This window comes from Gemmobacter nectariphilus DSM 15620 (assembly GCF_000429765.1).
Lineage (GTDB): Bacteria > Pseudomonadota > Alphaproteobacteria > Rhodobacterales > Rhodobacteraceae > Wagnerdoeblera > Wagnerdoeblera nectariphila.
The window spans coordinates 451,916-476,866 of record NZ_KE386949.1; the positions used below are offsets into that span (position 1 = coordinate 451,916).

Consider the following 24,951-nt stretch of genomic DNA (forward strand, 5'->3'; position numbering starts at 1 on the left):
TTCATATATGGATTCTTGAATGTGATTGAAAGGCCAATATGCAACTCGTCACGGACGGATCGAAGCGCCGGGGCAGATCGCCCGCCCCGGCCACGCAAGGCTGGTGTTACTTGCCCGTCCACACCGGGGCGCGGCGTTCCAGAAACGCCCGCGCACCTTCAAGTGCATCTTGGCTGTCCAGGCACACCTGGAGCAACCGGCTATTTTCCTGCCAGACCGCATCGGCCGGAATATCCCGCAGCAGTTTCGAGGTGGCAAGCGTGCCGCGCACGGCCAGCGGGGCGTTGGCGGCAATCTCGCGTGCCAGCTGCATCGCGGCCTCGCGCGCGCCGCCCTCGGCGCAGCGGCGGCTGAGCAGGCCCAGATCCCAGGCCTCGGCGGTGTCGAACAGCCGGCCCGTCAGCAGGATTTCCCGCGCACGGGCCTGCGGCACCAGCTCGGCCAGCCGCAGCGCGCCCCCTGCCCCGGCGATCAGGCCACGGATCACCTCGGGCACGCCGAAACGGGCGCCTTCCTCGGCCACGATCAGGTCGCAGGCGATGGCCAGCTCGAACCCGCCCGCCAGCGCGGCGCCATGAACGGCCGCGATCAGCGGCTTGGTGCGCGCCCGTTCGGTCAGCCCACCAAAGCCGCCCTTGCGGTTCAGGATGGCATCTTGCTGCCCGTCGGCAAAGGCGGCCAGATCCATGCCGGCGCAGAACACCTTGCCGTTGCCGGCCAGCACGCCGACATCCAGCGCAGGGTCGCTTTCCAGCCGGTCGATGGCTGCCGTCAGCGCATCGGCCAGATCGGCGTTCACGGCATTGCGCCGGTCGGGGCGGTTGAGCGTGATGACGGCGATATTGCCGACGGTCTCGAACAGAACGGTTTCGGTCATGCGGTTCCTCCCTTGGAAAACGTCTCGCGCAGGCGCGCGCGGATGATCTTGCCGGTGGTCGTGACCGGCATGTCGTCGATGAAATAGATCGCGCGCGGGAATTCATAGGCCGCGAGCCGCTTGCGCACATGGTCGGCAATGCTGGCGCGCAGATCATCCGAAGGCGCGTGCCCGGCGGCCAGCGTGATGAAGGCGGCGACGATCTCGCCCCGCACGGGGTCGGGCTGACCGACCACGCCCGCCATCTGCACGGCCGGATGACCCAGCAGGCAATCCTCGATCTCGGCCGGGCCAATGCGATAGCCGCCCGAGGAAATCACATCGTCATCCCGCCCGACGAACCGCAGCCGCCCGTCGGGGCGCCGCACGCCCCGATCGCCCGTGACCAGCCAGCGCCCGTCGGGGCCGGTGACGAATTTTTCCTCGGTGGCCTTGGGGTTGTTCCAATAGCCCAGGAACATCACCGGATCGGGGGCCAGCACGGCAATGGCGCCTTCCTGATCGTCGGGCAGCACCTCGCCCGCAGGTCCGATCACCGCGACCCGGTGACCGGGAACCGGGCGGCCCATGATGCCGGGCACCGGGGGTTCCAGCGCGCCGCAGCTGCTGACGATCATGTTGCATTCGGTCTGGCCGTAGAATTCGTTGATCGTCACGCCCAGCGCCTTGCGGCCCCAGTCCAGCAGTTCGGTGCCCAGCGTCTCGCCCCCGCTGGCGACGGATCGCATCTTCAGTGCCCAGTCGCGGCTGGCGGGGTCGGCCTTCATCAGCTTCATCGCGGTGGGCGGCAAGAACGCGTTGCGCACCCCGAACCGCTGGATCAGGTCATGCGCAGCCGTGGCCGAGAACTTGGAAAACCGGCAGGCCACCACCGGGATGCCATGGTGCAGCGCGGGCAGCAGCACGTCGAACAACCCGCCGATCCAGGCCCAGTCGGCCGGGGTCCAGAACAGATCGCCCGGCGCGGGCAGGAAATCGTGGCTGATCTCGACCCCCGGCAGATGGCCCAGCAGCACGCGGTGGGCATGCAGCGCGCCCTTGGGATTGCCCGTGGTGCCCGAGGTATAGATGATCACCGCCGGATCCTCGGCCCGCGTCACCACGGGCGTAAAGTCGGGCGAGGCAGCAGCAAGTTCGGCGTGAAAGTCATGCAGGCCCGGCATCGGCGGCACATCCGCCAGACCATCGACCAGAAAGACATGCTCCAGCGCTGGCAGTTCGCCCCGAATCCCGGCGATCAGCGGCAGGCTGGCCCGATCCGTCACCAGCACCCGCGCGCCGCTGTCGCGCAGCCGGTGCAGCAGCGCCTCGGGCCCGAACAGGGTGAACAGCGGCAAGGACACATGCCCGCCCTTGAAGGCCGCGATATGCGCGACCGCCGTTTCCAGCCGTTGCGACAGCAAGATCGCCACCCGGTCCCCCGCAGCGCCCTCCACGGTCCGCGCCAGCCCCAGCCCCGCCAGCACATTGGCAAAACGGTCGGACAGATCCTTCAACTGGCCAAAGGTCGTGCGCTGTTCGGCGCCATAGCCGTTGTCGGCCACCTCGATCAGCGCGACGCGCCCCGGATCGGCGGCGGCCCAGCGGTCACAGACATCGGTGCCGATGTTGTAGAGCCGCGGCACGGACCAGCGAAACCCTTCGGCCACCTCGCGAAAGTCTTGTCCTGGCGTCAGCATCTGTCCCCCCGTGAAAGCCTGCGGCGCGGAGATTGCCGCGATTGGCGGGCGGTGACCAGCCGGGAAACGGTCACAGCCCGTGATTGCGGCCCATGGCGTTGACACTCCCGGCACAAACATGAATAGTCCGTCATGTTGGTGGGTGGCAGAGGAGTGCCGCCCCGACTGGAGGTGTCATGCTGCTGATCCGTCTGATCGACGGCCTCAACGAGGTTGTCGGCAAGATCGTCTCATGGGTGGCCGTGCTGTTCGCAGGGCTGATCATCTATGACGTGGTCCTGCGCTATGTGTTCAACGCCCCGACCCTTTGGGCATTCGATCTGACCAAAAGCCTGTTCGGCTTTTACTTCATCCTGCTGGGCGGCTATGCGCTGCGCCATCAGTCGCATGTGCGGGTCGATCTGGTGACCTCGGCGCTGGCACCGATGCCGCGCCGGATCATCGAGATTCTGGGCTATCCGATCTTCTTCTTTCCCTTTGCCTGGGTGTTCGTGCAGCAAAGCTACCTGTTTGCGCTGCGCTCGTGGAACCAGGGCGAAACCACCTATGGCGCGATCCAGATGCCGGTCTATCCGGTCAAGATTGCCATGGCGGTGGCGGCTGTCCTGTTGCTGCTGCAAGGCATTTCCGAATTCATCAAGCTGCTGCTGAACAAGACCGGGGAGAGCCGCGATGTCGGGTGAAATGATTGCCCTGATCATGGCGGGCCTGCTGGTGGTCGGCCTGTTCATGGGCCACCCTCTGGCCTTCGTGCTGGGCGGTACGGCGATCCTTGGCGCGCTCATCGCGGGCAAGACCCAGGTGCTGGGCATCGTCATCAACCGCATCTTCGGCGACGTGCTGGACAACTATGTCCTGATCGCGATTCCGCTGTTCGTGCTGATGGCAAGGTTCCTGTCGGACAGTGGCGTCACCGACCGCATGTTCGAGGCCCTGCGCCTGCTTTTGGCCCGCGTCACCGGCGGCCTTGGCCTTGCGGTCGTCGTCATCTCGATCCTGCTGGCGGCAACCACCGGCATCATCGGCGCCTCGATCACCGTGATGGGCGTGATGGCGCTGAAGCCCATGCTGCAATACGGCTATTCGAAACGCCTGAGCACCGGGCTGATTGCCGCCTCGGGGTGTCTGGGGATCCTGATCCCGCCGTCGATCATGCTGATCCTGATGTCCTCGAACTCGGGCCTGTCGGTGGGCGAATTGTTTGCCGGCGCCATGGTGCCGGGCGTGCTGCTGGGGCTGCTCTATGGCCTTTATGTCGCGGGTGTGGCGCTGTTCCGCCCCGACCTTGCCCCGGCGGTCAAATCCGAGGAACGTATCCCCGGGGGCGAGCTGGCCAAGATGCTGGTGCTGGAAGCGCTGCCGCCGCTGGTGCTGATCTTTGGCATCCTGGGCACCATGCTGGCCGGGATCGCCACCGCGACCGAAGCCTCGGCCGTGGGTGTGCTGCTGTCGCTGCTGATCGTGATCTTCCGCGGCCGGTTCGACTGGCCGACCTTCCGCAGCGCGCTTTATGAAACCGCGCGCACCTCGGCGATGATCCTGTTCATCGTGGTCGGCGCCACCGCCTTTACCGGCGTGTTCAACATCACGGGCGGGCTGCGCGCCACGCAGAACCTGATGCGCGCGCTGGACATGGAACCCTGGATGCTGATCACGGTGATGATGCTGATCGTGTTCATCCTGGGCATGTTCCTGGACTGGACCGGCATCGTGCTGCTGTCGTTCCCGATCTTCCTGCCGGTGGTGAAGGAAATGGGCGTCGACCAGCTGTGGTTCGTCGTGCTGATGGCGGTCGTGCTGCAAACCAGCTTCCTGACACCCCCCTTTGGCTATGCGCTGTTCTACATGCGCGCCATTGCACCGCCGGATGTGAAGATATCCGACATCATCATCGGGGTTCTGCCGTTCATCGCGCTGATCGTGCTGATGGCGATCCTGATGGCGGTGTTCCCCGATCTGGTCACCTGGCTGCCAGAGACGCTTTACAAGACGAAATGAGACATTTGGGAGGAGTATCCACGATGACCATCAAGACCACGACCCTTGCCGCGATTGGCGCGCTTGCGGTTTCCGCCGCGACCACCCCGGCCATGGCCGAGAACTGGACGATGACCACCGTCTGGCCCGCCTCGCTGGAGCTGATCGAGATCGACCGCAAGTTCGTCGAGCTGGCCAACAAGCTGACCGGCGACGATCTGTCGATCGAGCTGTTCGATGGTGGCACGCTGGTCCCGGCGGGCGAAGTGTTCGGCGCGGTGGAATCGGGCACGGTGCAGGCCGGCGCCGACTGGCCGGGCTATTGGGCGGGCCGCAACACCGCCTTTTCGCCGCTGGCCACCCATGCCAGCCTGTTCAACGCCGTCGACTATGTGAACTGGATCCAGCAGTGGGGCGGCGCCGACATCTACAACGAGGTCTATGGCCAGTTCGGCATGGTCTACCTGCCCTATGGCGTGACCAACAACGAATCGGGCTTCCGCACCAAGAAACCGATCCGCACCACCGATGACCTTCAGGGCATGCGCCTGCGTCTGTCGGGTCTGGAACAGGGCCGTCTGCTGACCCAGCTGGGCGGCAGCCAGGTGTCCATGGCCGGCGGCGAGATTTATCAGGCGCTGGAACGCGGCGTGATCGACGGGGCCGAATTCTCGACCCCGAACGTCGACTGGTCGGGCGGCTTCCAGCAGGTGACCACCAACTGGGCCACGCCCGGCTGGCACCAGTCGTCCTCGGTCTTTGGCGTGATGATCAACAAGGCCGCCTGGGACGCGCTGTCGCCCGAGACCCAGGAAAAGCTGAAGATCGCTGCCGATGCCACGATGCTGTGGTCGCTCTCCTTCACCGAGCGCCGCTCGAACGAGGCCTATCAGCAGTTCAAGGACGCCGGCATCGAGATCACCCGCATGGATGACCCGACGCTGGCCAAGATCCAGGAGATGGCCAACTCGGTGATCGAGACCGTCGCCTGCGAAAACCCGCTGTCGGCCAAGGTCTATCTCAGCCAGGTCAGCTATCTGCACGATTACGCCAACTGGCGTGATGCCTCGGCCCCGTTCAACCTGGGCCGCACGCCCAACGGGCCGAGCGTCGACAAGCTGAAGGAATGCGCGGCAAAGTAAGCCACGCCCCCTGATCCCTGGCCCCGCCCGATCCTGTCGGGCGGGGCTTTGCTTTGCGCAGACTGCAACGCAACTTTCGCAGGACTGTCAGAAAACCGTGCCACAGGCATGGCACTTGGAAATCAGGATCGTTCAAGACCGGGTTTCCCATGCACAGCCTTCGCGACGAGACCGCCGATGCCCGCCTTGCCGTTCGGGCGCTGTTCGTGTCCGATCTGCATTTGGGGGCGCTGACCAGCCGCGCCGATGCCTTTCTGGATTTCCTGCGCCGGGTCGAGGCCGACCAGATCTTTCTTGTCGGCGACATCTTCGAGATGTGGAGCGGCGCCCGCCTGCGCTGGAGCGATGCCCAGGCCCGCGTGCTGCGCGAGCTTGGCGCGCGCCGGGCCGCCGGGGCGCGCGTGACCTATCTGCCGGGCAATCACGATGGCAGCCCGCAGGCGGTGGATTTCGCGGCCCACATGGGGTTTGAACACAAGCCGCATCACCTGCACGAAACGCTGACCGGCGCGCGCTATCTGGTGCTGCATGGCGATCAGTTCGACGCACGGGCCTTGCGGTCACGGACCATGACGCGTGTCGGCGTGCGCATCGAAGGGGTGTTGCACGGTGTCGACCGGTCGGTCGGGCGCTGGCGCAAGCGGCCGGTTCGGCTGGCCGAACGTGTGGTGCCGCGCTTTCACCGGCTGATGCTGGTGGGCAACCGCTATGAACAGCGCCTGACCCGCGCCGCGCGCGGGCATGGTTGCCAGGGGGTGATCTGCGGCCATTTCCATCTTGCCGCCCTGCACCGCCGCGACGGGATCACCTATGGCAATTGCGGCGACTGGATCGACAGCCTGACCGCGCTGGCCGAGGGCACCGATGGCGTCATGCGCCTGATGCGCTGGTGCCCCCAGTCGCGCCAGATGACGGTCGAGGCACAGGCATGACGCTTGCCGCCCTGCTGTTCGCCTTTCCCGCCGCGCTGCATGTCGGCTCGGCCGCGCTGTGCCTGATCCGGCTTGCGCGGCCCGAACGCCTGCCAGCCGAGCGCCCCTTTGTCACCCTGCTGCGTCCGGTCTGCGGGCTGGATCCGTTCGATGCCGAAACGCTGGGGGCCAGCTTTGGGCTGGACTATCCGGGGTTCGAGGTGCTGTTCTGCGCCGCCCGGGCCGACGATCCCGCCGTGCCCGTGGTGCAGGGCCTGATCGCCCGGCACCCGCATGTCAACGCGCGCCTGCTGATCGGGGATGATCGCCCCACGACCAACCCCAAGCTGAACAATCTGGCCAAGGGCTGGGATGCGGCGCAGGGCGATCTGGTGGTGATGACCGATGCCAACCTGCTGTTGCCGCCCGATTATCTGGACCGCCTGCTTGCCGAGTTGCAGGGCGATACTGGCCTTGTCAGCTCTCCCCCTGCGGGGATCCGGCCCGAAGGGCTGTGGGGCGCGGTCGAGGCTGCGTTCCTCAACGGCTTTCAGGCCCGCTGGCAGTTGGCGGCCGATACGCTGGGCCTTGGCTTTGCGCAAGGCAAGACGCTGATGTGGCGCCGCAGGGTGCTGGACGGGGCGGGCGGCTTGCCTGCGCTGGGACATGATCTGGCCGAGGATGTGGCCGCCACGAAAACCGTTCGCGCCCAGGGCCTGAAGGTGCGCCTGGCGCGCCGCCCCTTTGGCCAGCCGATTGGCCGGCGCAGCCTGCGCGCGGTCTGGGACCGGCAGTTGCGCTGGTCGCGCGTGCGGCGCGACGGGTTTGCAGGGCTGTTCGTGCTGGAAATCCTGCTGGGGCCATGGGCGCCCGCGCTGGGGCTGATGCTGCTGGGCGGGGCCGCGTGGCTGCCGCTGTTCGCACTGCTGTGGTATGGCACCGAATGGGCCATGACGCGCGCGTTCGGCTGGCCCTCTCGGCCGCTGGATCTGCTGGCGGCGGTGCTGCGCGATCTGTGCCTGCCGGTGCTGTGGGTCGCCACCTGGGCGCGGCGCGGCATCTCGTGGCGCGGCACGGCGATGGAACCTGCGGGCGCATGATCTCCCCCGATCAGATGATGGCGCTGGTCACGGCGCATGGTCTGCCGGTCATCGGCCTTGTGGCTGTGGTCGAGGGGCCGGTGGTCACGGTGCTGGCGGGCTGGGCCGTGGCGTCGAGCGCCTTGCCGCTTGGGCCGCTGGTGCTGGTGCTGATCGCGGCGGATCTGGTCGGGGATCTGGGGTTTTATGCCCTTGGCCGCCGGGGCCTTGGCTGGCTGCCGCAAAGGCTGCGCCGCCGCCTCGGCCTTCATCCCGACCGGCTGGACCGGCTGACCGACCACTTCCGCCATCGGGGCGGGCGGCTTCTGGTGCTGGGCAAGCTGACCCATTCGGCCGGGGCGCTGGTGCTGACCGCCGCAGGCGCGGCGCGCATGCCGGTTGCGCCGTTTCTTTTCTTCAACCTTGTGGCGACGGTGCCCAAAAGCCTTGCGCTGCTGGCGCTTGGGGTCTGGGCCGGCCACGCCTGGGAACGGATCGACACATGGATCGCCAACGGATCATGGATCGCACTGGCGCTGGCACTGGCCGCGCTGCTGGCATGGCGGCTGCGCCCGGCACCGGCATCTGCTGCCTCATCGCCGCCTGGAACGAGGCGCCCCGAATAGCCGCCGTCCTTGCCGCCGTGTCGGGCCATCCGATGCTGGCCGAGGTGATCGTGGTGGATGATGGCTCGACCGATGGCACCGCCGAGGTGGCGGCAGGCTTTGCCGGTGTGCGGGTGCTGCGCCTGCCGCGCAATGGTGGCAAGACTGCCGCCGTTCTGGCCGGCGTTGCCGCAACCGGCTGCCCGATGGTGCTGTTGCTGGATGCCGATCTGACCGGGCTGGACGCTGCCGCCATCACCCGCCTGATCACCCCGGTGATCGTGGGCCGCGCCGATGTGGCGATCAGCCTGCGCGGCAACGCGCCGCGCCTGTGGCGAGCGATCGGGCTGGATTACATTTCCGGCGAACGGCTGGTGCCGCGCGCCATGCTGGCCGAGATCGGGGCCAGGGGCCTGCCCCGCTTTGGCCTTGAGGTCGCGATGAACCGCCTGTGGCTGGCCCGGCGTGCCCGCATCGCCGTGATCCGCTGGCCCGGGGTGGCCAGCCCGGCCAAATCGGCAAAACAGGGGCACTGGCGCGGCCTGCGCGCCGATCTGGCGATGCTGCGCGATCTGTGTGCCACCGTGCCCGCCCATCGGCTGGCCGCCCAGATCCACGGGATGCGGCGCCAACGCATTCCGGCGCGGCCGTCACCGGCCCGTCACACATCCGACGTAAGCCCCGCGCATGGCCAGTCTTGATCTTCAGTCCGTCTCGCGCCGCTTTGGTGCCACCCGCGCCGTCGATGGTGTCTCGTTCTCGGTGCCCTCGGGGGCCTTTCTTGCGCTGCTGGGCCCGTCGGGCTGCGGCAAGACCACACTGCTGCGGCTGCTGGCCGGGCTGGAGCGCCCCGATGCCGGGTGCATCGAGATCGGCGGGCATGCCGTCGCCGGCCCCGGTGGGTTCGTCCCGCCCGAGGCGCGCGGGCTGGGCATGGTGTTCCAGTCCTACGCGCTCTGGCCACATATGACGGTGGCCGGCAACATCCGCTTTGGCCTGCGCCTGCGGGGGCTGTCGCGCACCGAGGAACAGGCCCGCATCCGCGAGGCGCTGGAATTGGTCGGCCTTGCCGGGCTGGACCAGCGCCGCCCGCACGAATTGTCGGGCGGACAACGCCAGCGCGTGGCCCTTGCGCGCTCGCTCGCGACGCGCCCGGCGCTCTTGCTGCTGGACGAGCCGCTGGCCAATCTTGACGCCCATCTGCGCAGCGTGATGCTGGCCGAGTTCCGCCGCATCCATGCCGCGCTTGGCACCACCTTCGTCTTTGTCACCCACGATCAGGACGAGGCGATGGCGGTCGCCAGCCATGTCGGCGTGATGAACGCCGGGCGGCTGGAACAGCTGGCCGCCCCTGAAACGCTGTATCGCCAACCGGCAACGCCGATGGTGGCGCGGTTTGTCGGCGCGGGCCGCACCGTGCCGGTCGAGGTGCTGGGCCGCCATGGCCCCGACTGCAAGGTGATGGTGCAAGGGCATGTCCTGACCGTTCCGGGGGCCGCGCCCAAGGGGCAGGGCTGGCTGTGCCTGCGGCCGCGCGATCTGGTCCCGGCCGCCGATGGCCCGATCCTGGTGCGCGTGCTGGACGCCCAGTTCCGCGGCGGGCAATGGTCGGTCAGTGCGCTGCTGGACGATGGCGGCGCGGCGCAGGTGGACCTGACCTTGCCCCATGCCCCGCACCCGGGCGAGGCTTTGGCGCTGCGCCTGACCGGCGGCTGGGTGCTGCCCAGGGACAGCATGGCCTTGGCCCCTGCCATGGCAGGGGGCGTTCCGGCATGAAGCTGACCGCGATTTCCGGCCTTGGCTGCAAGGGTCCGGCCTGCTTTCTTTTTGAGACCGCCGGGCGGCGCATCTTGCTGGATCTGGGCCGGGGGCCGGATGGCGACACGCTGCCCGATCTGACCGGGGTGCCCCCTGTCGACGCCATCGTCTTTTCGCATGGCCATGTGGATCATACGGGCGGGCTGCATCTGGCGGCCCTGCTGGGCAACCCGCCGCTGTTCGCGCCAGAACCGACGATTGCCCTGTCGCCCGACCCCGCCCTGCACCGGGCCACCCCGCTGGAGCCCCTGACCCAGATTGCCGGCATCCCCTTTGCCTCGGGCCCGGCAGGCCATGCGCCCGGCGCGCGCTGGCTGCGGCTGGGGGGCGAAGGGGGGCTGCTCTATACCGGCGACATGTCGCGGGAAAGCGTGCTCTATCGCTGGGCTCTGCCGCTGCCTGCGGCGGTGATGGTGTTCGATGCCTCCTACGGCACCGCAGATCAGCCGCTTTCGGATCAGATGGCAGACCTGATGCCACTGGCCGACCGGCCCTTGCTGCTGCCCGTGCCGGCCGGCGGGCGCGGGCTGGAAATGGCGCTGGCCTTCCGGGCCGCCGGGCACCCGGTGGCGCTGTGCCCGACGCACCGCGAGGTGGCGCGGGTTCTGGCCACGCACCCCAAGGCCCTTCAGCCCCAGGGCGCCGCGCGGCTGCGCAGGCTGCTGGACACAACCAAAGAGCTGACCGGCCAAAGTCCGGCCCATGGCGTGATGATCGCCGCCGGCCCGAATGCCGAGCGCGGGGTCGCCGGCGCCCTGGCACCGCGCTTTGCGGCCGATGGATCGGCCCGCATCGTCTTTACCGGCCATCTGGCCGAAGGCGCGCCTTCGGGTGCCATGGTCGCGCAGGGGCAGGCCCGGTTCCTGCGCTGGAACGTGCACCCGACCCTGACCGAAACCCGGCTTCTGATGCAATCCGTGACCCCCACCCATGCGATGCCCGCCTTCTGCAAGCCAGGCGCGGCTGCCGCGCTGGCGGTGGCGCTGGACCGGCCGCTGATCATGACGCGCGAGGTGATCTGGTGATCGCGCTTTTGCAACGGCCCTTCCTGTTCCTGCGCCATGGCGAGACCGATGCCAATGTGGACGACCGCATCAGCGGGGCGACCGACGATCCGCTGAACGCGCGCGGCCGCGCGCAGGCCGCTGCCGCAGCGCGGTTGCTGGCCGGGCGCGGGATCGCCGCGATCTGGCATTCGCCGCTGACCCGTGCGGCAGACACCGCGCGCGCCGTTGCCGCCACCACGGGCGCGCCGCTGATCGCGCTGCCGGGCCTTGCCGAACGCAACTGGGGCATCTGGGAAGGCCAGCCCCGCAGCGCCCTGATCCGCGAGGCAACGCCAGAGGGCGGCGAAGGCCCCGCCGAATTCGCCGCCCGCATCCGGGCCGCGCTGGCCGCCATCACCGGCCCGTTTCCGGTGCTGATCGTCGGCCATTCCGGGACTGCGCGGGAAATCCATGCCGTCCTGTCAGGCGCGCCCTTCATCCGGCCAGCGAATGCCGCGCCGATCGAATGGCGCCATGACGGGTGTCACTGGAACTCCACCGAACTGTCACCCGGCCGTTAACTGCGGCCGTTACCCGGACGCCAGTCAACTGATGAGGGTCCGAATGACCACGTTCCGCCTTGCCACCCTGTCCACCCTTGGCGCGCTGCTGCTGTCTGGCGCCGCCATGGCGCAGCAGACCATCACGCTTTACACCTCGCAGCCGCAGGCCCAGATCGCCGAGGTGATCGCCGCCTTCAACAAGGATCACCCCGAAATCACCGTCGAGGTGTTCCGGTCCGGCACGACCGAGGTGATGGCCAAGCTGGCTGCGGAATTCGCCGCCGGCAAATCCCCGGCCGATGTGATGATGATCGCCGACGCCGTGGCGATGACCAGCCTGAAGAACGATGGCCGGCTGATGGCGCTGGACATTCCGATGGACGGCATTCCTGCCGCGCTGATCGACAAGGACAAGACCTTTGTCGGCACCCGGATGATCACCACCGGCATCGTCTACAACACCAATCTGGTGAAAGAGGCGCCGAAAAGCTGGGCCGACCTGACCGCCGCCGACCGCGCCAGCAGCCTGATCATGCCCAGCCCGCTCTATTCCGGCGCCACCGTGATCCATGTCGGCACCATGGTGCAACAGCCCGAATTCGGCTGGAAATGGTATGAGACGCTGGCCGACAATGGCGCGGTGGCCGGCCAGGGCAACGGCACCGTGATCGAGGCCGTGGCCCGGGGCGAGAAAGCCTATGGCATCATCATCGAATACATGGCGCTGAACGCCAGGGCCAAGGGATCGCCCGTCGACTTCGTGTTCCCGGCCGAGGGCGTTTCGGTGATCGACCAGCCCATCGGCATCCTGAAGGATTCGGATGCGGTCGAGGCGGCGAAAACCTTTGTCAGCTGGCAGCTGGGCCAGACCGCCCAGGCGCAGGCCGTGGCGCAGGGCTATTTCCCGGCTCTGGAAGGTGTCGCGCCCCCTGCGGGCTACCCCGATCCGGCGACGGTCAAGCTGCTGCCTGCCGATCCGGGCAAGATGCTGGCCGAGGACAAGGCCACCAAGGAAAAGTTCGCCGACATCTATGGCGGCTGAGCTGACCCTGTCGCGTCACCATCGGGGCGGCGAGGTGATCCTTGCCGCCCTCATCGGTTTGTGGGTGCTGGCCGTATCGGTCTGGCCACTGGCCCGCCTGTTCCTTGAGGCGCTGGCGCCGGGCAAGGACGGCGCGCCGCTGGGCCTGATGGCCGAGGTTCTGGCCAGCCGGTCCACCGGCCGGGCGGTCTGGAACACGCTGACGGTATCGGCCGGGTCGGTGGTGATTTCATCCGTGCTGGGCGTGGTGCTGGCACTGTTGACTGGGCTGTTCGCGCTGCGCGGGCGGGTGGCGATGACCTTCCTGATCCTGTCGCCGCTGCTGATCCCGTCGCAGACCATGGCGCTGGCCTGGATCGAGCTGATGGGGCCGACCTCGCCCATCCTGGGCCCGCTGGGGCTGGCGCCGCCACCCGGCACGACAAACCCGATCTATTCCGGCTGGGGCATCGCCCTGTTGCTGGGGATCGAGCATATGCCGCTGGTCTTTGTCGCGACCCGCGCGGCGCTGGTCGCGCTGCCCGGCGATCTGGTCGAGGCCGCGCAGGTCGTCGGCGCCCGGCGCGGGCGGATCATCGCACGGGTGTTGCTGCCGCTGGTGCTGCCCGGTGCGCTGGCCGGCGCGATCCTGGCCTTTGCGGCGGCGGTCGGCAATTTCGGGGTGCCGGCGCTGCTGGGAATTCCGGGGCGGTTTCCCATGCTGACCACGCTGATCTATCAGCGGCTGAACGGCTTTGGCCCCTCGGTCGCCGGGCAGGTCGCGGTGCTGGCGATGATCCTGGTGCTGATGGCGGTGGTGGCGCTGGGGCTGCGGTCGCTGCTGCTGCGCTGGCTGGCGGTGCCGCTGCCGCGTGCGGCCGGGCTGGTGCCGTTTGATGCCGGGCGGGTTCGGCCCGTGCTGGAGGCCGGGGTGTGGCTGGTGCTGGCAGCCATCGCAGTGCTGCCGATGCTGGCCTTGCTGGGCACGGCGCTGTCCCCCACGCTGGGGGTCGCGCTGAGCGCCGAGACGGTGACGCTGCGCAACTTTGCCGATGTGCTGGGCAATCCGATGGTGCTGCGGGCCTTTGGCAATTCGCTGGCGCTGTCCTTTGCTGCGGCCGCGATCTGTGCCGCCATCGCGCTGCCCTTTGCCTTTTTGCGCGTGCAGGCGCGGGTTGCGCTGGTGCGCTGGCTGGACTGGCTGGTCGATGGGCCCTGGGTGGTGCCGGGCACGGTGGTGGCGCTGGCGATGATCCTGGCCTTCCTGCGGCCGCTGCCGATCATCGGGTCGCTCTATGGCACGTTCTGGATTCTGCTGGTGGCCTATCTGGCGCGGTTCCTGCCGCTGGTGCTGCGCCCGGTGATCGCGGCGGCCGAGGCGATGGAACCTGCGCTGGACGAGGCTGCGCGGATCGTCGGGGCCGGGGCCTTGCGGCGGATCGGGCTGATCGTGACGCCCATCGTCTTGCCCGCCGCGACTGCCGGGGCCTTGCTGCTGGTGATGACGGCGCTGAACGAGCTGACGCTGTCCGCGCTTTTGTGGTCAAGCGGGAACGAGACGCTGGGCGTCATGGTCTTTGCGCTGCAATACGAGGGGAATTCGGCCGCCGCAGCCGCCGTTTCGGTGCTGTCGGTCGTGCTGGTGCTGGGGATCGCGCTGGGGCTGGACCGGCTGGCGCGGCATCTGCCGGCAGGAACGCTGCCCTGGCGCAACTGACCCGCCACCTGCGCGGGGCGGCAGATGTCGGCCGCCTCCGGCGGGGGTATTTGGAAAAAGGCAAAGCGGGGCGGTTGTGCGCACCGGCAATGGGCCTATAGTCCGCCCAGACGAAAAGGGGGTGGCCATGAAACCCGTCGAAATCTACACCACGCCGCTGTGCGGATATTGCCATGCGGCCAAGCGCCTGCTGACGCAAAAGGGCGTGGCCTTTACCGAAATCGACGTCAGCCGCGACCCCGACCTGCGGGCGGCGATGGTGCAGCGTGCCGGCGGGCGGCGCACCGTGCCGCAGATCTTCATCGGGGACACCCATGTCGGCGGGTGCGACGATCTTTATGCACTGGACGGGGCAGGCAAGCTGACCCCGCTGCTGGAGGGTTAGGCGATGCGCGCGGGTCTGGTCCAGCTGAACGTCACCGACGATGTGACGGCGAACATTCCTGTCACCGTCGCGCTGGTGCGCAGGGCGGTCGAAGGGGGCGCGGGTTTCGTGCTGACGCCCGAGGTGACGGGCCTCCTGACTGCCGACAAGGAACGTCAGCGTGCCCAGATCGTGCCCGAGGACGAGGACCGCACCCTGGCTGCCCTGCGGGACGAGGCCGCGCGGGCCGGGGTCTGGATGCTGATCGGATCCTTGGGGATCAAGGTGCGCGACGATGCCGACGGGCGCTTTGCCAACCGCAGCTTTCTGATCGGGCCCGATGGCGGCATCGTCGCGCGCTATGACAAGATCCACATGTTCGACGTGAATGTCTCGGACACCGAGGTGTTCCGCGAATCCGCCGAATATCGCCCCGGATCGCAGGCGGTGGTGGCCGAGACGCCCTTTGGCACGATCGGCATGTCGGTCTGTTATGATCTGCGCTTTCCGCATCTTTTCCGCCGCCTGGCGCAGGCGGGGGCCCAGATTCTGACGGTTCCCGCCGCCTTCAACAGCACGACCGGGCAGGCCCATTGGGAGGTGCTGCTGCGCGCCCGCGCCATCGAATCGGGGGCCTGGGTGCTGGCGCCGGCGCAGACCGGCGTTCACCTGCAGGACGGCGCGCCGGGCAAGCGGCGCACCCATGGCCATTCGCTGGTGGTCGCCCCCTGGGGCGAGGTGGTGTCGGATGCTGGAACCGAGCCGGGCGTGACCTTTGCCGAGATCGACCTGGATCAGGTGGCGCGCGCCCGGCACCGGGTGCCCTCGCTGTCGCATGACCGGCCCTTTGACGGCCCCTGATCCATGGCCGAGCGCACCGAGGATCTGGCCGTCGCCCTGTTCGGCGAATTGTTCATGGCCGACCAGCTGGCGCGGGCGCGGCTGAGCCGTGCGCTGCCCAAGGGGATGGAGCTGTCGCATTTCGGTGTGCTGAACCTGCTCGCCCGGATCGGGGACGAACGCACGCCCGCCCAGTTGGCACGCGCCTTTCACGTCACACGCGGGGCGATGACCAACACGCTGGCGCGGCTGGAATGGGCAGGGCACGTCCATATCCGCCCCGATTGGGACGATGCCCGCCGCAAATTCGTCTCGATCAGCCCGGCGGGTCGTGCCGCCCGCGACGCCGCCTTGCAGGCCATCGTACCGATGATCGCGCATACGGTGTCTGACCTGGGCGAGGACCGCATCCGCGCTGCTCTGCCGGTGCTGCGCGATCTGCGCCTGCGCTTCGAGGAAGACGAAGTCTAGCGCCGTCCCGCCCAGCGGCGCCACAGCCAGATCAGCAGCATGGCGCCCATCACGGCGCCGACAAACCCCGCGGCCCAGCTGGCCATGGTGATCAGCGCCCGCAAGATCAACCCGCCGACCAGCGCACCGAAGATGCCGATGGCGACGGTGGTGGGCACATCGGCGTCCAGCTTCATGAACCGGGTGGCCAGAAACCCCGCCGCCGCCCCGACGATCACCAGCAACAGTATCGGCATCCGTGCCCCCTGCCCGACGCATTGCAATCACTATGCCTGCGCCGCAACGATCTGTGAAGCGCATCGGCGCCCTTGACATTTCTCATTGAAAACACGGGGGCAGGGGCCTATTTCGATAGCCATGTATGACGCACTTGCCCCCATGACACCCGAAACGCTTGATCGCGGCGTTGCCTGGCTGGCACGGGCCGGCCTGCGCCCGACGCGTCAGCGCCAGACCCTTGCCGCCCTGCTGGTCGGTGATGGCCATGACCGGCATGTCACCGCCGAAAGCCTGTTTGCCGCCACGCTTGACACCGCTGAAAAGGTCTCGCTCGCGACGGTCTACAATACGCTGCGTGCGTTTTGCGATGCCGGGCTGATGCAGGAAGTGACCGTCGATGGCGCCCGCAGCTATTTCGATACAAGGATCGACGATCACCCCCATTTCTTCTGGGAGGACACGGCCGAGCTGACCGATGCCCCGGCCGAGGGGCTCAAGATCGTCAGCCTGCCCAACGCCCCCGACGGGACCGAAGTGTCGCGCGTCGATGTGGTGATCCGTCTGCGCCGCAAGGCCTGATCGGGGGTTTCCCCGAAGGCGGCTCTGTGCCAGCTTGGCACCATACTGGCATTCCGCCGATCGCAAGAGCCCCGCATGACCACGAAACATCACTTCATTGCCTCTGATGGCGCCCGCATCGCCTTTGCCGACCAGGGCGAAGGACTGCCGCTGCTGTGCCTCTCGGGCCTGACCCGCAACGCCAGCGATTTCGACTACATGCTGCCGCACCTGCCCCGGGATGTCCGGGTGATCCGCATGGATTACCGCGGCCGGGGCGATTCGGACTGGACGGGGGCCGCCAGCTATACCGTGCCGCGCGAGGGGAAGGATGCCGTCGAGCTGCTCGATCACCTGGGGATCGCGCGCGCGGCCGTGCTTGGCACCTCGCGCGGGGGGATGATCGGCATGTTCCTGGGCGCCACGGCCAAGAACCGGATGGCGGGGCTGTGCCTCAACGATGTCGGCCCGCAGCTGGAATGGGACGGGCTGGCGCGGATCAAGGATTATGTCGGCCACAACCCGGCCGCCAAAACCATCGAGGCCTATGCCGCCGCCCTGCCCGCAGGCAACCCCGGCATGGACAACGTGCCTGCCAGCCGCTGGCTGGAAGAAGCGCAGCGCCACGCCCTGCCCGATGATCGCGGCGGGCTGAAGGTCAACTATGACCCCGCGCTGCGCGAGGCGTTCATGGATGCGTTCAAGGGCGGCTCGCCCGATCTGTGGCCGCTGTTCGATGCCTGCGCCGGCCTGCCGCTGGCGCTGCTGCGCGGGGCGAATTCGGATCTGCTGGGCACCGAGGCCACCGCCGAGATGCGCCGCCGCCGCCCCGACATGATCTATGCAGAAGTGCCGGACCGCGCCCATATCCCCTTCCTCGACGAGGCGGAATCGGTGCAGGTGCTGACCGAATGGCTGGCAGCGGTCCGCAAATCGGGCCTGCTGGCCTGAATTTCGCCTTGACCTAAATATCCTCGGGGGTTTCCCAAGGGGGCAGACAGCCCCCTTGGGGCGGGGGTGCGGGGGCGGCAGCCCCCGCTTCCTCCCCCAGTTCAGCGATCAGGAACCGCTCGAACCCGTCCAGATCCACCGGATCGAACTGCCCGAAGCCCTGCATCCAGACCGAGGCGGCGCGCAACCCGTCGGGCTCCAGCTTGCACCACTTCAGCCGTCCGCGCTTTTCCTGACTGATCAGCCCTGCCTCGGCCAGGATCTGCAAATGCTTGGAAATCGCGGCCAGCGACATGGCAAAGGGCTCGGCCACATCGGTGACGGCCATGTCATCCTCCAGCAGCAGCGCAAGGATGGCGCGGCGGGTCGGGTCGGCCAGCGCCGCGAAGGTCGCGGAAAGCGGATCGTCCGTCATGGGCCTCCGGCCGGGTCAGGGGGCCCTGCCCCCTCGGCCTTCGGCCTCACCCCCGGGATATTTGGGTCAAGGCGAAAGGGGGGCGGGGCGGTGCAGTATCTCGCCCGGTGCCTATCGGGCTAGCCTTGCTGCGCCAAAAGGTCAACCGGACGGTTGAATGTGCCCCGCGCCGCAGCGCGGCAGATGTTAGCGCCAGAAAGAATCGCGCGCGCATGATTTTCAAGCAATATCAATAATATAACGCCATCTCAAAACCCTCCCTCTGCGCTTGACTCACGAAGCGGTGACACTTAGGTTGCGCCGGACTGCAAAGGGGGCCCCTGAACCATGGCGGAAGACCCGGATCCTGCACGCCTGAAGGCACTGGAAGACCGGATCGAGGCGCTGAAGGCAAAGGACAAGCCCGCTTCGCGCGGCATGGGCGGGATCGGCCACGGTGAGGCTGCCTGGCGCATGGTACTTGAGCTGGTCACGGGCATGGGCCTTGGGCTGGCGGTCGGATACGGGCTGGATACACTGTTCGGCTCCAAGCCGATCTTCATGGTGATCTTCGTCCTTCTGGGCTTTGCGGCCGGGATCAGGACGATGCTCCGCACGGCGGCGGAGCTTGGGAAACAGGCCGGGCAAACCCCCGGCAACGAGAAGAGGGACTAGACGTGGCGGCTGAAGGCGGTCTTCCGATCCATCCGATGGACCAGTTCATCGTGAAGCCCCTGTTCGGGGATGGTCCGGTATACTGGTATACCCCGACCAACGTCACGCTGTGGCTGATGCTGGCCGTGCTGGCCGTGGGCGCGCTGATGATCCTTGGCACCCGCCGCCGCGCGATCGTGCCGACCCGCAGCCAGTCGATTGCCGAAGTGCTCTATGGCTTCGTGCACAACATGGTCGAGGAAGTGGCGGGCCACGATGGGGTGAAATACTTCCCCTATGTGCTGACCCTGTTCCTGTTCATCCTGTGCGCCAACGTGCTTGGCCTGATCCCGATGAGCTTCACCACCACCAGCCACGTCGCCGTGACGGTCGTGCTGGCGCTGGGTGTGTTCCTGGGCGTGACGCTGATCGGCTTTGCCCGCAAGGGTGCCGGCTTCCTGTCGATGTTCTGGATTTCCTCGGCCCCGCTGGCCCTGCGCCCGGTTCTGGCCATCATCGAGATCATCTCGTACTTCGTGCGTCCCGTCTCGCACTCCATTCGTCTTGCAGGCAACCTGATGGCCGGTCACGCCGTGCTGAAAGTGTTTGCCGGCTTCGCCTCGGTCGCCCTGATCTCGCCGGTTGCCATCGGTGCGATGACCGCGATCTACGCGCTTGAACTGCTCGTGGCCTTCGTTCAGGCCTACGTCTTCACCATCCTGACCTGCGTCTATCTGAAGGACGCGGTGGGCGACGCCCACCACTAAGGTCCGGTCCCTATCTCAGCCATTCCAACCCAAGGAGACACCACATGGAAGGCGAACTCGCTCTGCTGGGCAAATACATCGGTGCTGGCCTCGCGGCTTTCGGTCTGGGCGGCGCCGGCATCGGCGTGGGCAACATTGCTGGCAACTTCCTCGCCGGCGCCCTGCGCAACCCGTCGGCGGCTGCCAGCCAGACCGCGACCCTGTTCGTCGGCATCGCTTTCGCCGAAGCTCTGGGGATCTTCGCGTTCCTCATCGCTCTGCTGCTGATGTTTGCCGTCTGATCCAGGGCACCTTCCGAACGGACAAGGCGCCGGGCAGATAACCCGGCGCCCTTTCCGATCAAGAACGGTTCCGATGGAGGACTGACATGGCAACTCAACCGATCCCCGTCCTCGAAGAGGCCGCAGGAGCCTGCGTGGATGCCCATGGTGGCGCCATCGGGATGCCGCAGCTCTGCGTGGAATGGGTTCCCAACCAGATTTTCTGGCTCCTCGTCGCGCTGGTGCTGATCTACCTGCTGCTGACCCGCATCGCCATGCCCCGCATCGGCGCCGTGCTGGCCGAACGCAAGGGCACGATCACCAACGATCTGGCCGCTGCCGAGGAACTGAAGCAAAAGGCCAAGGAAGCCGAGGCCGCCTATATCCAGGCGCTGGCCGATGCCCGCGCCGAAGCTGCCCGCATCGTTGCGGCGGCCAAGGCCGACATCCAGGCTGACCTTGATGCCGCGACCGCCAAGGCGGATGCCGAGATCGCCGCACGTTCGGCGGAATCGGAACGCCGGATCGGCGAAATCCGGGCTTCGGCGCTGGAAAGCGTCACCGAAGTCGCCAAGGACACCGCGAAGGAACTCGTCGCCGCTCTTGGTGGCAAGGCCGACGCACGCAGCGTGACCGCTGCGGTCACTGCCCGGCTGAAAGGGTGAGACAGATGCGCATCATCCTTCCCGCCCTGATGGTGGCAGCAGCAGCCCCGGCCCATGCGGCTTCGGGCCCGTTCTTCTCGCTGCACAACACCAACTTCACCGTCCTGATCGCCTTCCTGATCTTTGTCGGCATCCTGCTCTACTTCAAGATCCCGGCCCTGCTCTCGAGCCTGCTCGACAAGCGCGCCGCCCGCATCCAGGAAGAGCTGGAAACCGCCCGCAAGCTGCGCGACGAAGCCAAGGCCCTGCTGGCCAGCTACGATCGCAAGCTCAAGGAGGCCAAGGACCAGGTGGAACGCATCGTCGCCAACGCCCAGTCCGACGCGGCCAATGCCGCAGCGGCGGCCAAGACCGATCTGGCCAATTCGATCGCCCGCAAGATTCAGGCGGCCGAAGAACAGATCGCTGCGGCCGAAACCTCGGCGGTGCGCGAAGTGCGCGAACGTGCCATCTCGGTTGCCATTGCTGCCGCCAGCGACGTGCTGGCCAAGCAGATGGCGGGCGAAAACGCTGCTGCACTGATCGACACGTCGATCAGCGAAGTCGGCCAGCGCCTGAACTGAGGCACATTGAAACCAATGCAAAAGCCCGGCCCCTTGCGGCCGGGCTTTTTCGTTGCGGCCCGCGTCAATACAACGGCGCGCCCCTTCATCTGTCCGAAAATATCCCGGGGGGAAGGCCGCCCGGAACGGGTGGCCTTGGGGGGCTGGCCCCCCTGCCCCGGCCGGTCTTAGCGCGACGCCAGTTCGATCAGCACGGCCTGCGCCTCGGGACTGTTCCAATGCGCCTCGCCGATCATCCGGGCAACCTCTTGCCCCTCGCGGTTCAGGATCACCGTGACCGGCAGCCCGGCAACCCCCATCTGACGCGCCAGCGCCGATTTCGGATCCAGCAGCACCGGCAGACGGGTGATCTGGGCATCCTCGAAGAACTTCTCGATCCCCGGCATCGAGTTGCGCCCGGTTGCCACGGTCACCACCGCCACCCGATCGCCCATCTCGCCCTGAAGCGCATCCAGCGCCGGCATCTCGGCCCGGCAGGGCGCGCACCATGTAGCCCAGAAGTTCAGCACCACCACCTGACCTTGCCAGTCGGCCAGCCGCAACTTGCCGCCATCGCGGTCAAAGAACACCGCATCGCCAGCGGCAGCGGGGTCAGAATGCACCACCAGCTTGCGCATCTCGCCTTGCCGCAGCGCCTCCAGCGCCGGATCGGCCGCCACCGGGTTTGCACCAAGGGCCAAGGCCGTATAGACAGCGGCTAGCATTCCCGTTCTTCGCAGACCCGACAGGTTCCCCATGACGCGCACTCCCTCCGATGCAACCCCTGCTGCCAACGCCATGTGGGGCGGGCGCTTCGCCTCCGGTGTGGACGCGATCATGGAGGCGATCAACGCCTCGATCGGGTTCGACCGGCGGCTCTACGCCCAGGACATCGCGGGCAGCCGCGCCCACGCCGCGATGTTGGCCGCGCAGGGCATCATCAGCACTAAAGATGCCGAAGCGATCCGGGAAGGGCTTCTCACGGTCTTGTCAGAGATCGAAGGCGGCAACTTTCCGTTCCGCACCGCGCTGGAAGACATTCACATGAACGTCGAGGCGCGGCTGAAGGAAATCATCGGTGAACCCGCCGGCCGCCTGCACACCGCCCGCAGCCGCAACGATCAGGTGGCCGTCGATTTCCGCCTGTGGGTGCGCGATCAGTGTGATCAGGCCATCGAGGCGATCGAGGCGCTGATCCGCGCGCTGGTCGCGCAGGCCGAGGCGGGCGCCGACTGGGTGATGCCGGGCTTCACCCATCTGCAGACCGCCCAACCGGTGACCTGGGGCCATCACATGCTGGCCTATGCGGAAATGCTGGGCCGCGACATGGGCCGGTTCCGCGACGCCCGCGCGCGGATGAACGAATGCCCGCTGGGCGCGGCGGCCCTGGCCGGCACCAGCTTCCCCATTGACCGGCACGCCACGGCGGCCGCGCTGGGGTTTGACCGGCCGACGGCGAACAGCCTTGATTCCGTGTCGGACCGTGACTTTGCGCTGGAATTCCTGGGCGCGGCCTCGATCTGTGCGATGCACCTGTCGCGCTTTGCCGAAGAATTGGTGATCTGGTCCTCGGCCCAGTTCCGCTTTGTCCGCCTGCCCGACCAGTGGACGACCGGATCGTCCATCATGCCGCAAAAGAAGAACCCCGATGCGGCAGAACTGATCCGCGCCAAGATCGGCCGGATCCTGGGCGCCAATGTTGCGCTGTTCACGGTGATGAAGGGCCTGGCGCTGACCTATTCCAAGGACATGCAGGAAGACAAGGAACAGGTCTTTGACGCGGCCGACAGCCTGATGCTGGCCCTGGCCGCGATGACCGGCATGGTCGACAAGATGACCGCCAACCGCGAGGTTCTGGCCGTGGCCGCCGCCAGCGGCTTTTCCACCGCCACCGATCTGGCCGACTGGCTGGTCCGCACGCTGGGCCTGCCGTTCCGCGATGCGCATCATGTCACCGGCTCGCTGGTCAAGATGGCCGAGGACAAGGGCTGCGATCTGCCCGATCTGTCGCTGGCCGAAATGCAGTCGGTTCATGCCGGCATCACCGAAGACGTGTTCACGGTGTTGGGGGTGGAAAATTCCGTCCGTTCGCGGCAATCCTATGGTGGGACTGCGCCCGATCAGGTGCGGGCCCAGATCGCCCGCTGGAAGGAACGCCTTGCGTGAAATGGCCGCTGCCCGCCCTTGTCGTTCTGGCCTTGCTGGCAGGATGCACGGACGGGCCAAGCCTGAGCGCGGGGGTCCGTATCGCCGCAGGCGGTGTTTCGGTGCATCCGGCCATTTCCGGCCGGGTGGGCGGGGTGCGCGTGGCCGTGTCGCCCTGACAGAATTTTGATGACCGGAGGTTTCATGTTCAGACGTCTTGCACTGATGGCCTGCGTGGCCCTGCTGTCCGCCTGCGGCGCCGATGGCCCGCCCGAACCGCCCAGCCGCTCGGCGCAAAAGGACGGGCTGAGGGTTTCGGGCGAGGCCCGCATCGGCATCGTTACCAGCCCCTACTGACGGCCCGGGCTTGCGGCAAGAAAACCACCCGGAACGGCGCGGCGATTTCCGCCCCCCGTTGCCGCCCCGTGGTGCATCTGCCATACCGTTCCGGCACTGGAACGGGGGCAAGGCGCATGGACCATTTCCTTTATCATAACGGCATCCTGCACGCCGAAGACGTGGCAATCCCCGAGATTGCCGCCGCGGTCGGCACGCCGTTCTATGTCTATTCCGCAGCCACGCTGACCCGGCACTATCGCCTGTTCACCGAGGCGCTGTCGCCGCTGCCGCATCTGGTCTGCTTTGCCATCAAGTCGCTGTCGAATGTCGCGGTGCTCAAGCTGCTGGGTGATCTGGGCGCGGGCATGGATGTGGTTTCGGGCGGCGAATACCTGCGCGCCAAGGCCGCCGGGGTTCCCGGGGATCGCATCGTCTTTTCCGGCGTCGGCAAGACGCGCGAGGAAATGAAACTGGCGCTGGAAGGCGGCATCCGCCAGTTCAACCTGGAATCCGAACCCGAGATGCGCGCCCTGTCCGAGGTGGCGACAGCCTTGGGCGTGGTCGCCCCCGTGACGGTGCGGGTCAACCCCGACGTCGATGCCAAGACCCATGCCAAGATCGCGACCGGCAAGTCCGAAAACAAGTTCGGCATCCCGATCGCCCGCGCCCGCGAGGTTTATGCCGAGATCGCCCGCCTTCCGGGCCTGAAGGCCATCGGGATCGACGTGCATATCGGCAGCCAGCTGACCGAACTTGCGCCATTCGAGGCCGCCTTTGCCAAGGTGCGCGAGCTGACGCTGGCCCTGCGCGCCGACGGGCATGATATCCAGCGCCTCGATCTGGGGGGCGGGCTGGGCATTCCCTATACCCGCTCGAACGAGGCGCCGCCCCTGCCCACCGATTACGGCGCCATGGTCAAGCGCACCCTGGGCGATCTGGGCTGCGAGATCGAGATTGAACCGGGCCGCCTGATTTCCGGCAATGCCGGGCTGCTGGTCTCCGGCGTCGTCTATGTCAAGAACGGCGAGGGGCGGGATTTCCTGATCCTCGATGCGGCGATGAACGATCTGGTGCGCCCCTCGATGTATGATGCCCATCACGACATCATCCCGGTGATCGAGGCGCCCGCCGGCAGCCCGACCCAGCCCTTTGACGTGGTCGGCCCGGTCTGCGAGACGGGAGATACCTTTGCCAAGGCGCGCGAGCTGCCGCTGGTCGCCCCCGGCGATCTGGTCGCCTTCCGCTCGGCCGGGGCCTATGGCGCGGTGATGGCCAGCGAATACAACACCCGCCCGCTGATCCCCGAGGTTCTGGTGCAGGGCGATCACTTTGCGGTCATCCGGCGTCGTCCGACGTTTGACGAAATCCTTGCGCGCGATACCATCCCCGAATGGCTGTGATCCCCAC

General features: G+C 67.3%; 31 protein-coding genes. 26 read left to right on the plus strand and 5 right to left on the minus strand.

Annotation, left to right across the window (positions count from 1 at the left end):
- Window positions 1-106 precede the first annotated feature (106 nt).
- Window positions 107-877 carry a crotonase/enoyl-CoA hydratase family protein gene (locus G481_RS0120850; RefSeq protein WP_028031725.1) on the minus strand — a complete coding sequence of 257 codons (771 nt, stop codon included), beginning with the start codon at window positions 875-877 and terminating at the stop codon, window positions 107-109.
- On the minus strand, window positions 874-2,556 hold the full coding sequence (locus G481_RS0120855; RefSeq protein WP_028031726.1) for an AMP-binding protein: 1,683 nt from the start codon (window positions 2,554-2,556) through the stop codon (window positions 874-876). Before G481_RS0120855 ends, G481_RS0120850 begins: the two co-directional genes overlap by 4 nt.
- Before the next feature lie 176 nt (window positions 2,557-2,732).
- Between G481_RS0120855 and G481_RS0120860 the strand changes: the two genes are divergently transcribed.
- The 15 genes from G481_RS0120860 (at window position 2,733) to G481_RS0120930 (ending at window position 16,050) form a co-directional block, all read left to right on the plus strand.
- Entirely contained in the window at window positions 2,733-3,239 is a 507-nt protein-coding gene (locus G481_RS0120860) for a TRAP transporter small permease subunit (RefSeq protein ID WP_084451153.1), read from the plus strand.
- Window positions 3,229-4,554: a TRAP transporter large permease gene (locus G481_RS0120865; RefSeq protein WP_028031728.1), complete on the plus strand. Its 1,326-nt coding sequence runs from the start codon at window positions 3,229-3,231 to the stop codon at window positions 4,552-4,554. The genes G481_RS0120860 and G481_RS0120865 overlap by 11 nt, the downstream gene beginning before the upstream one ends.
- A 23-nt stretch (window positions 4,555-4,577) precedes the next feature.
- Window positions 4,578-5,675 carry a TRAP transporter substrate-binding protein DctP gene (gene dctP / locus G481_RS0120870; protein WP_028031729.1) on the plus strand — a complete coding sequence of 366 codons (1,098 nt, stop codon included), beginning with the start codon at window positions 4,578-4,580 and terminating at the stop codon, window positions 5,673-5,675.
- A gap of 149 nt (window positions 5,676-5,824) precedes the next feature.
- Window positions 5,825-6,607 (plus strand): UDP-2,3-diacylglucosamine diphosphatase, encoded by a 783-nt coding sequence (locus G481_RS24790; RefSeq protein WP_051294683.1) that lies wholly within the window; start codon window positions 5,825-5,827, stop codon window positions 6,605-6,607.
- Window positions 6,604-7,686, plus strand: coding sequence for a ceramide glucosyltransferase (locus G481_RS0120880; RefSeq protein WP_028031730.1), 1,083 nt, complete (start codon window positions 6,604-6,606; stop codon window positions 7,684-7,686). The genes G481_RS24790 and G481_RS0120880 overlap by 4 nt, the downstream gene beginning before the upstream one ends.
- Window positions 7,683-8,291 (plus strand): DedA family protein, encoded by a 609-nt coding sequence (locus G481_RS24795; protein ID WP_051294684.1) that lies wholly within the window; start codon window positions 7,683-7,685, stop codon window positions 8,289-8,291. The genes G481_RS0120880 and G481_RS24795 overlap by 4 nt, the downstream gene beginning before the upstream one ends.
- Complete coding sequence (locus tag G481_RS24800) at window positions 8,225-8,971, plus strand: glycosyltransferase family 2 protein (RefSeq protein WP_084451155.1); 747 nt, start codon at window positions 8,225-8,227, stop codon at window positions 8,969-8,971. The genes G481_RS24795 and G481_RS24800 overlap by 67 nt, the downstream gene beginning before the upstream one ends.
- Window positions 8,958-10,046, plus strand: a complete 1,089-nt coding sequence (locus tag G481_RS24805) for an ABC transporter ATP-binding protein (protein WP_035026888.1) — start codon at window positions 8,958-8,960, stop codon at window positions 10,044-10,046. Before G481_RS24800 ends, G481_RS24805 begins: the two co-directional genes overlap by 14 nt.
- Window positions 10,043-11,113, plus strand: a complete 1,071-nt coding sequence (locus G481_RS24810; RefSeq protein ID WP_051294685.1) for an MBL fold metallo-hydrolase — start codon at window positions 10,043-10,045, stop codon at window positions 11,111-11,113. The genes G481_RS24805 and G481_RS24810 overlap by 4 nt, the downstream gene beginning before the upstream one ends.
- Window positions 11,110-11,655 (plus strand): histidine phosphatase family protein, encoded by a 546-nt coding sequence (locus tag G481_RS26320; RefSeq protein ID WP_051294686.1) that lies wholly within the window; start codon window positions 11,110-11,112, stop codon window positions 11,653-11,655. Before G481_RS24810 ends, G481_RS26320 begins: the two co-directional genes overlap by 4 nt.
- A 43-nt stretch (window positions 11,656-11,698) precedes the next feature.
- Window positions 11,699-12,679, plus strand: a complete 981-nt coding sequence (locus G481_RS0120910) for an ABC transporter substrate-binding protein (protein ID WP_028031731.1) — start codon at window positions 11,699-11,701, stop codon at window positions 12,677-12,679.
- Window positions 12,669-14,375 (plus strand): ABC transporter permease, encoded by a 1,707-nt coding sequence (locus tag G481_RS0120915; RefSeq protein ID WP_028031732.1) that lies wholly within the window; start codon window positions 12,669-12,671, stop codon window positions 14,373-14,375. Before G481_RS0120910 ends, G481_RS0120915 begins: the two co-directional genes overlap by 11 nt.
- A 127-nt stretch (window positions 14,376-14,502) precedes the next feature.
- The gene (grxC, locus tag G481_RS0120920; protein ID WP_028031733.1) at window positions 14,503-14,760 is read left to right on the plus strand and encodes a glutaredoxin 3; all 258 of its coding nucleotides are present in this window, start codon (window positions 14,503-14,505) and stop codon (window positions 14,758-14,760) included.
- 3 nt (window positions 14,761-14,763) lie between these two features.
- On the plus strand, window positions 14,764-15,600 hold the full coding sequence (locus G481_RS0120925; RefSeq protein ID WP_028031734.1) for a carbon-nitrogen hydrolase family protein: 837 nt from the start codon (window positions 14,764-14,766) through the stop codon (window positions 15,598-15,600).
- A 3-nt stretch (window positions 15,601-15,603) separates the two neighbouring features.
- Window positions 15,604-16,050 (plus strand): MarR family winged helix-turn-helix transcriptional regulator, encoded by a 447-nt coding sequence (locus tag G481_RS0120930; RefSeq protein WP_028031735.1) that lies wholly within the window; start codon window positions 15,604-15,606, stop codon window positions 16,048-16,050.
- Here G481_RS0120930 and G481_RS0120935 read toward each other — a convergent pair.
- Window positions 16,047-16,286: a GlsB/YeaQ/YmgE family stress response membrane protein gene (locus tag G481_RS0120935; RefSeq protein WP_028031736.1), complete on the minus strand. Its 240-nt coding sequence runs from the start codon at window positions 16,284-16,286 to the stop codon at window positions 16,047-16,049. The genes G481_RS0120930 and G481_RS0120935 overlap by 4 nt on opposite strands.
- A gap of 142 nt (window positions 16,287-16,428) precedes the next feature.
- Here G481_RS0120935 and irr point away from each other — a divergent pair, with 142 nt between their 5' ends.
- Window positions 16,429-16,848 (plus strand): Fur family transcriptional regulator Irr, encoded by a 420-nt coding sequence (gene irr / locus G481_RS0120940; RefSeq protein ID WP_028031737.1) that lies wholly within the window; start codon window positions 16,429-16,431, stop codon window positions 16,846-16,848.
- 75 nt (window positions 16,849-16,923) lie between these two features.
- Window positions 16,924-17,778 (plus strand): alpha/beta fold hydrolase, encoded by an 855-nt coding sequence (locus G481_RS0120945; protein WP_028031738.1) that lies wholly within the window; start codon window positions 16,924-16,926, stop codon window positions 17,776-17,778.
- A gap of 13 nt (window positions 17,779-17,791) precedes the next feature.
- Here G481_RS0120945 and G481_RS24820 read toward each other — a convergent pair whose 3' ends face one another.
- Window positions 17,792-18,193: an ArsR/SmtB family transcription factor gene (locus G481_RS24820; protein ID WP_051294687.1), complete on the minus strand. Its 402-nt coding sequence runs from the start codon at window positions 18,191-18,193 to the stop codon at window positions 17,792-17,794.
- A gap of 327 nt (window positions 18,194-18,520) precedes the next feature.
- On the opposite strand from G481_RS24820, the gene G481_RS0120955 reads away from it, so the two are divergent.
- The 5 genes from G481_RS0120955 (at window position 18,521) to G481_RS0120975 (ending at window position 21,081) form a co-directional block, all read left to right on the plus strand.
- The gene (locus G481_RS0120955) at window positions 18,521-18,847 is read left to right on the plus strand and encodes an AtpZ/AtpI family protein (protein WP_028031739.1); all 327 of its coding nucleotides are present in this window, start codon (window positions 18,521-18,523) and stop codon (window positions 18,845-18,847) included.
- Window positions 18,848-18,882: 35 nt separating this feature from the next.
- A complete protein-coding gene (locus G481_RS0120960) occupies window positions 18,883-19,593 on the plus strand; it encodes a F0F1 ATP synthase subunit A (RefSeq protein ID WP_051294707.1) in 711 nt (236 codons plus the stop codon).
- A 44-nt stretch (window positions 19,594-19,637) separates the two neighbouring features.
- Window positions 19,638-19,874, plus strand: a complete 237-nt coding sequence (locus tag G481_RS0120965) for a F0F1 ATP synthase subunit C (protein WP_028031741.1) — start codon at window positions 19,638-19,640, stop codon at window positions 19,872-19,874.
- An 86-nt stretch (window positions 19,875-19,960) separates the two neighbouring features.
- Entirely contained in the window at window positions 19,961-20,518 is a 558-nt protein-coding gene (locus G481_RS0120970) for a F0F1 ATP synthase subunit B' (protein ID WP_028031742.1), read from the plus strand.
- 5 nt (window positions 20,519-20,523) lie between these two features.
- The gene (locus tag G481_RS0120975) at window positions 20,524-21,081 is read left to right on the plus strand and encodes a F0F1 ATP synthase subunit B family protein (RefSeq protein WP_028031743.1); all 558 of its coding nucleotides are present in this window, start codon (window positions 20,524-20,526) and stop codon (window positions 21,079-21,081) included.
- Window positions 21,082-21,248: 167 nt separating this feature from the next.
- On the opposite strand, the gene G481_RS0120980 is transcribed toward G481_RS0120975, so the two are convergent.
- Window positions 21,249-21,785 carry a TlpA disulfide reductase family protein gene (locus G481_RS0120980; RefSeq protein WP_245595021.1) on the minus strand — a complete coding sequence of 179 codons (537 nt, stop codon included), beginning with the start codon at window positions 21,783-21,785 and terminating at the stop codon, window positions 21,249-21,251.
- 31 nt (window positions 21,786-21,816) lie between these two features.
- On the opposite strand from G481_RS0120980, the gene argH reads away from it, so the two are divergent.
- From argH to lysA, 4 genes are all read left to right on the plus strand, one after another.
- Entirely contained in the window at window positions 21,817-23,226 is a 1,410-nt protein-coding gene (gene argH / locus G481_RS0120985; protein ID WP_028031745.1) for an argininosuccinate lyase, read from the plus strand.
- Window positions 23,223-23,384, plus strand: a complete 162-nt coding sequence (locus G481_RS26185; RefSeq protein WP_154664709.1) for a hypothetical protein — start codon at window positions 23,223-23,225, stop codon at window positions 23,382-23,384. The genes argH and G481_RS26185 overlap by 4 nt, the downstream gene beginning before the upstream one ends.
- Window positions 23,385-23,409: 25 nt before the next feature.
- Window positions 23,410-23,562, plus strand: a complete 153-nt coding sequence (locus G481_RS26435) for a lipoprotein (RefSeq protein WP_169728726.1) — start codon at window positions 23,410-23,412, stop codon at window positions 23,560-23,562.
- A gap of 116 nt (window positions 23,563-23,678) precedes the next feature.
- Window positions 23,679-24,944: a diaminopimelate decarboxylase gene (lysA, locus tag G481_RS0121000; RefSeq protein ID WP_028031746.1), complete on the plus strand. Its 1,266-nt coding sequence runs from the start codon at window positions 23,679-23,681 to the stop codon at window positions 24,942-24,944.
- Window positions 24,945-24,951 lie beyond the last annotated feature (7 nt).

Bases quoted from the DNA above. Each gene is read 5' to 3' on its own strand.
- G481_RS0120910 (WP_028031731.1), top strand. From the start codon at position 11,699: ATGACCACGTTCCGCCTTGCCACCCTGTCCACCCTTGGCGCGCTGCTG.
- argH (WP_028031745.1), top strand. From the start codon at position 21,817: ATGACGCGCACTCCCTCCGATGCAACCCCTGCTGCCAACGCCATGTGG.
- G481_RS0120880 (WP_028031730.1), top strand. From the start codon at position 6,604: ATGACGCTTGCCGCCCTGCTGTTCGCCTTTCCCGCCGCGCTGCATGTC.
- G481_RS0120915 (WP_028031732.1), top strand. From the start codon at position 12,669: ATGGCGGCTGAGCTGACCCTGTCGCGTCACCATCGGGGCGGCGAGGTG.
- G481_RS0120975 (WP_028031743.1), top strand. From the start codon at position 20,524: ATGCGCATCATCCTTCCCGCCCTGATGGTGGCAGCAGCAGCCCCGGCC.
- G481_RS0120945 (WP_028031738.1), top strand. From the start codon at position 16,924: ATGACCACGAAACATCACTTCATTGCCTCTGATGGCGCCCGCATCGCC.
- G481_RS0120980 (WP_245595021.1), bottom strand. From the start codon at position 21,785: ATGCTAGCCGCTGTCTATACGGCCTTGGCCCTTGGTGCAAACCCGGTG.
- G481_RS0120855 (WP_028031726.1), bottom strand. From the start codon at position 2,556: ATGCTGACGCCAGGACAAGACTTTCGCGAGGTGGCCGAAGGGTTTCGC.
- G481_RS0120860 (WP_084451153.1), top strand. From the start codon at position 2,733: ATGCTGCTGATCCGTCTGATCGACGGCCTCAACGAGGTTGTCGGCAAG.
- lysA (WP_028031746.1), top strand. From the start codon at position 23,679: ATGGACCATTTCCTTTATCATAACGGCATCCTGCACGCCGAAGACGTG.
- G481_RS24820 (WP_051294687.1), bottom strand. From the start codon at position 18,193: ATGACGGACGATCCGCTTTCCGCGACCTTCGCGGCGCTGGCCGACCCG.
- G481_RS24790 (WP_051294683.1), top strand. From the start codon at position 5,825: ATGCACAGCCTTCGCGACGAGACCGCCGATGCCCGCCTTGCCGTTCGG.
- G481_RS0120925 (WP_028031734.1), top strand. From the start codon at position 14,764: ATGCGCGCGGGTCTGGTCCAGCTGAACGTCACCGACGATGTGACGGCG.
- irr (WP_028031737.1), top strand. From the start codon at position 16,429: ATGACACCCGAAACGCTTGATCGCGGCGTTGCCTGGCTGGCACGGGCC.
- G481_RS0120960 (WP_051294707.1), top strand. From the start codon at position 18,883: ATGGACCAGTTCATCGTGAAGCCCCTGTTCGGGGATGGTCCGGTATAC.
- G481_RS0120955 (WP_028031739.1), top strand. From the start codon at position 18,521: ATGGCGGAAGACCCGGATCCTGCACGCCTGAAGGCACTGGAAGACCGG.
- G481_RS0120930 (WP_028031735.1), top strand. From the start codon at position 15,604: ATGGCCGAGCGCACCGAGGATCTGGCCGTCGCCCTGTTCGGCGAATTG.
- G481_RS0120935 (WP_028031736.1), bottom strand. From the start codon at position 16,286: ATGCCGATACTGTTGCTGGTGATCGTCGGGGCGGCGGCGGGGTTTCTG.
- G481_RS26435 (WP_169728726.1), top strand. From the start codon at position 23,410: ATGTTCAGACGTCTTGCACTGATGGCCTGCGTGGCCCTGCTGTCCGCC.
- G481_RS24805 (WP_035026888.1), top strand. From the start codon at position 8,958: ATGGCCAGTCTTGATCTTCAGTCCGTCTCGCGCCGCTTTGGTGCCACC.
- G481_RS0120865 (WP_028031728.1), top strand. From the start codon at position 3,229: ATGTCGGGTGAAATGATTGCCCTGATCATGGCGGGCCTGCTGGTGGTC.
- G481_RS24800 (WP_084451155.1), top strand. From the start codon at position 8,225: ATGGCGGCTGCGCCCGGCACCGGCATCTGCTGCCTCATCGCCGCCTGG.
- G481_RS24795 (WP_051294684.1), top strand. From the start codon at position 7,683: ATGATCTCCCCCGATCAGATGATGGCGCTGGTCACGGCGCATGGTCTG.
- G481_RS0120970 (WP_028031742.1), top strand. From the start codon at position 19,961: ATGGCAACTCAACCGATCCCCGTCCTCGAAGAGGCCGCAGGAGCCTGC.
- G481_RS24810 (WP_051294685.1), top strand. From the start codon at position 10,043: ATGAAGCTGACCGCGATTTCCGGCCTTGGCTGCAAGGGTCCGGCCTGC.
- dctP (WP_028031729.1), top strand. From the start codon at position 4,578: ATGACCATCAAGACCACGACCCTTGCCGCGATTGGCGCGCTTGCGGTT.
- G481_RS0120965 (WP_028031741.1), top strand. From the start codon at position 19,638: ATGGAAGGCGAACTCGCTCTGCTGGGCAAATACATCGGTGCTGGCCTC.
- G481_RS0120850 (WP_028031725.1), bottom strand. From the start codon at position 877: ATGACCGAAACCGTTCTGTTCGAGACCGTCGGCAATATCGCCGTCATC.
- grxC (WP_028031733.1), top strand. From the start codon at position 14,503: ATGAAACCCGTCGAAATCTACACCACGCCGCTGTGCGGATATTGCCAT.